Origin of the sequence: Dietzia cercidiphylli (assembly GCF_014145145.1) — a bacterium.
GTDB classification, from domain to species: Bacteria; Actinomycetota; Actinomycetes; order Mycobacteriales; family Mycobacteriaceae; genus Dietzia; species Dietzia natronolimnaea.
On the sequence record NZ_JAALEA010000238.1, the window covers coordinates 1 to 3955 of the forward strand.

Genomic DNA, 3955 nt, shown 5'->3' on the forward strand with positions numbered 1-3955 from the left:
AGCTGCGCCCACGTCCACCGGGTGTCCTGACCGGGCTGGACGTCGGCGACCGCCTCGCGATCCGGCCAGAGTGCCGCCGCCCGGCGCAGGGCCGCGGCGGTGGTCTCGACGTCGCGGGTGGTCTCGACGTCGCGGGGGGCGGCGGTGGAGCTGTCGTTCATCGCGGACTCCTCGGGTGCTGCGAGTGTGGCGCCCACCACGGTACCAAGCACCTGCTTGGTCGGCCCCGTGCTCAGTACCTGAGCGCGCCCCGGTCGAACGGGACCTGGACCCCCGAGATCGAGCGGGAACCGTCCCCGGCCAGGAACGACACCACGTCGGCGACCTCCTCGGGGGGCATGAAGTCCGCCAGGGTGCTGACGCCGTCCGCGAGGACGTTCTTGAGGGGCATCGGCGAGAAGCTGTGCAGGTACGACGGGAACCGGCCGAAGATCTCCGCCATGCCGTCGGGGTCGATCATCGGCGTGTCCACCGAGTACGGGTGGATCGAGTTGACCCGGATGCCGAACTCGCCCGCCTCGAGGGCGAGTGAGTTGGTCAGCGCGACCAGGCCGGCCTTGGAGGCCGAGTAGTGCCCGTTGCCCGGCGTGGCCTTGAGGCCCGCCGACGAACTGACGATGATGATCGACCCGCCGTTGCCCGCGGAGATCATCGCCGGCACCGCCGCGCGGATCGTCCGCCACGTGCCGCTGAGGTTGACGCCGATGACCATGTCCCAGTCGTCCTCCGGCAGCTCCCACAGCCGGCCCCAGTTGAGGACGCCGGCGTTGGCGACGACGATGTCCAGCCGGCCGAAGGTGGCGATGGTGCGGGTGACCAGGTCCTGCAGCGCGCCCAGTTCCCGGATGTCGAGGACGGCCGAGAGGGATCTGCCCCCGGCCTCCTCGACCAGGCGAACGGTCTCGGCGAGATCGTCCGGTGTCGGCGCCGGGTAGGAAACGGACTCGGACACCGGGGCGCAGATGTCGGTGACCACGACGTCCGCGCCCTCCGAGGCGAGACGGACGGCGTGGGCCCGGCCCTGTGCCCGGGCGGCGCCGGTGACCAGTGCGACCTTGCCCTCCAGGGGCGTGACGGGTGTGCTCATGTCGACCATCACACCCGACGCGGTCAGTGGGGGCGGCCGGTTCCGGCAAACCAAGCAAGTGCTTGGTAGAGTGGCCCCATGACCCAGAGCACCAGGCCGGCGTCGGAGATGACCGACGACGAGTTCGCCGCGGAGTTCCGCACGTGGCTGGACGACAACCTGACCGGAGACTTCGCCGAGATCAAGGGCACCGGCGGGCCCGGCAGCGAGCACCAGTTCTTCGCCCGACGCCTGGCCTGGGAGCGGCACATGGCCGAGGCCGGGTGGACCTGCGTGGGCTGGCCGGTCGAGTACGGCGGCCGCGGGGCATCCCTGAGCCAGCAGGTCCGCGTGCACGAGGAGTACGCCAAGGCCGACGCCCCGGCGCGGGTGTCGCACCTGGGCGAGACGCTGCTCGGGCCCACCCTCATCGCGCACGGTACGCAGGAGCAGAAGGACCGTTTCCTGCCGCGGATCCTCGACGTCACCGAACTGTGGGCGCAGGGGTACTCCGAGCCCGGCGCTGGATCCGATCTGGCGAACGTGTCCACCACCGCGCGCCTGGGCGAGGACGGCAGATGGCATCTGCACGGGCAGAAGGTGTGGACCTCCCTGGCGCACCTGAGCCAGTGGGTGTTCGTCGTGGCCCGGACCGAGGAGGGGACCAGCCGTCACAAGGGCCTGAGCTTCCTGCTGGTGCCGCTGGACCAGCCGGGCGTCGAGATCAGGCCGATCCAGCAGCTCACCGGGACCTCGGAGTTCAACGAGGTCTTCTTCGACGATGCCGTCACCGACGCCGGGATGATCGTGGGGGAGCGGGGCGAGGGCTGGAAGGTCGCCATGACCCTGCTGGAGTTCGAGCGGGGTGTGTCCACGCTCGGTCAGCAGGTGGGCTTCGCCCGCGAGCTCGACCAGATCGTGGCCATGGCCCGGTCCAACGGCAGCGCGGAGGTCCCCGCGGTGCGCGAACGGATCACGCGCGCCTGGGTCGGGCTCAAGGTGATCCGCGCCCATGCGCTGCGTACCCTCGCCGAGCGCGACGCCTCCGGGGGTAACGCCTCCGCGGCCAAACTCCTGTGGGCCACCTGGCACCGCGATCTGGGCGAGCTGGCGATGACCGTGCAGGGGGCGGAGTCGCTCACCGGGCCCACGCACGACTCCGAGGGCGCGGCCAACGACCTGCACGACCCGGAGCATCTCGAGTTGGCGCGGTGGCAGCGGCTGTTCCTGTTCACCCGCTCCGACACCATCTACGGCGGATCCAACGAGATCCAGCGCAACATCATCTCCGAGCGCGTGCTCGGACTACCCCGAGAGGCCAGGCCGTCATGACCCAGCACAAGTCCCCCCTCGCCGCGTCCCCGCTGTCCACGGTGCCCGAGGAGACCCCGGGACACGGGCTGCTCGCGGGCAAGAAGGTCGTGGTGACGGCGGCCGCCGGCACGGGGATCGGGTTCTCGGCCGCACGTCGCGCCGCGCTCGAGGGTGCCGACGTGCTGGTGTCGGACTTCCACGAGCGCCGCATGAACGAGGCCCGCGACACGCTCGCCGCCGAGTTCCCCGAGCAGCGGTTCGAGGCCATCACCTGCAACGTGCAGTCGACCTCGGACGTCGACGCGCTGATCTCCGGCGCCGCCGAAAAGCTCGGCCGCATCGACGTGCTGGTCAACAACGCCGGCTTCGGAGGCGAGGGTGAGCTGGTCGACATGACCGACGAGGACTGGGACCGGGTCCTCGACATCACGCTCAACGGCACGTTCCGCGCGACCCGCGCGGCGCTGCGGTACTTCCGCGACGTGCCCCACAACGGGGTGATCGTCAACAACGCCTCGGTGCTGGGGTGGCGCGCGCAGCGGGCGCAGGCGCACTACGCGGCGGCCAAGGCCGGCGTCATGGCGCTCACCCGGTGTTCCGCGATCGAGGGCGCCGACTTCGGCGTGCGCATCAACGCGATCGCGCCCTCCATCGCCCGCCACGCGTTCCTGGAGAAGTCGGCCTCCGCCGAGCTCCTCGACGAGCTCGCCGCCAAGGAGGCGTTCGGGCGGGCCGCCGACGTCTGGGAGGTGGCCGCGACCATCGCCATGCTCGCCAGCGACTACACCACCTACCTCACCGGGGAGGTCGTCTCCATCTCGTCCCAGCGGGCCTGACCCTTGGTGGCCCCGGGCCCGGGGCTAGGCGTTCCGGATCTTCTCGACCTGCTTGCCGAAGGCGTCCACAGCCGTGTCCCGTTCCACGTCGGAGACCGGCCCCACACCGTTGGCGACCGTGACGGAGACTCCGATCCCCCGCACGACCCCGGTGATCAGGACGTTCCCCGTGAGCATCTCCTGACCCATCATGTCCATGGTGTTGGTCTGCGAAATGGCGGCGAAGTGCTCCACGCCCTCGGGGGCCTGGAGTTCCAGCAGCGAGTTCTCGGCCCGGGTGGTCACCTCGGTCCCCTCGAGGGGGATCGTGACCGTCATGGTCGGGCAGTCGGCGATGAGCTGCTCACGAGCGGGAAGGCTGTCGGTCACCGTCGTCACGGACACCGCGTACGCGGAGTTCCCGCTCTGGCCCGCCTGGATCGCCATCGCGCCCGGTTCGGCCTGGGCAAGGAAGGCGTCCTGGCTGAAGTCCGCGCAACGCTCGGGGTCGACACGGATCCCCGCGGCGATGTCCTCCAGCGCGCCGACCCCTCCCGCGATGTCCTCGGACGAGACGGGGGACAGGCCCAGTTCGGGGGCGTCGTCGGCGTTCAGCACCAACTGGTCGACGCCTGCGTCCGGCGCGCCCGGTGCGCTCGTCGGCTGGTCCCGGGGCGCCTCGGCCACCGCGGTGGTGGTGCCCGCGGGGGTGTCGTCGTCGCCGGTCTCGCCGATCGTGCAGGCGGTGAGGCTCAGGGCG

The 3955-nt window shown here is 71.0% G+C and carries 4 protein-coding genes; 2 read left to right on the forward strand and 2 right to left on the reverse strand.

Annotation, left to right across the window (positions count from 1 at the left end):
- Nucleotides 1-232 precede the first annotated feature (232 nt).
- Nucleotides 233-1087: a mycofactocin-coupled SDR family oxidoreductase gene (locus G6028_RS09075; RefSeq protein WP_146166370.1), complete on the reverse strand. Its 855-nt coding sequence runs from the start codon at nt 1085-1087 to the stop codon at nt 233-235.
- Nucleotides 1088-1165: 78 nt separating this feature from the next.
- Here G6028_RS09075 and G6028_RS09080 point away from each other — a divergent pair, with 78 nt between their 5' ends.
- Together G6028_RS09080 and G6028_RS09085 are read left to right on the forward strand one after the other, a co-directional pair.
- Nucleotides 1166-2398 carry an acyl-CoA dehydrogenase family protein gene (locus G6028_RS09080; protein WP_182610490.1) on the forward strand — a complete coding sequence of 411 codons (1233 nt, stop codon included), beginning with the start codon at nt 1166-1168 and terminating at the stop codon, nt 2396-2398.
- Nucleotides 2395-3216, forward strand: a complete 822-nt coding sequence (locus G6028_RS09085) for an SDR family oxidoreductase (RefSeq protein ID WP_182617006.1) — start codon at nt 2395-2397, stop codon at nt 3214-3216. The genes G6028_RS09080 and G6028_RS09085 overlap by 4 nt, the downstream gene beginning before the upstream one ends.
- Before the next feature lie 24 nt (nt 3217-3240).
- Here the strand turns inward: G6028_RS09085 and G6028_RS09090 are convergent.
- The coding region (locus tag G6028_RS09090; protein ID WP_182658689.1) for a hypothetical protein at nt 3241-3955 on the reverse strand (715 nt) is incomplete at its 5' end.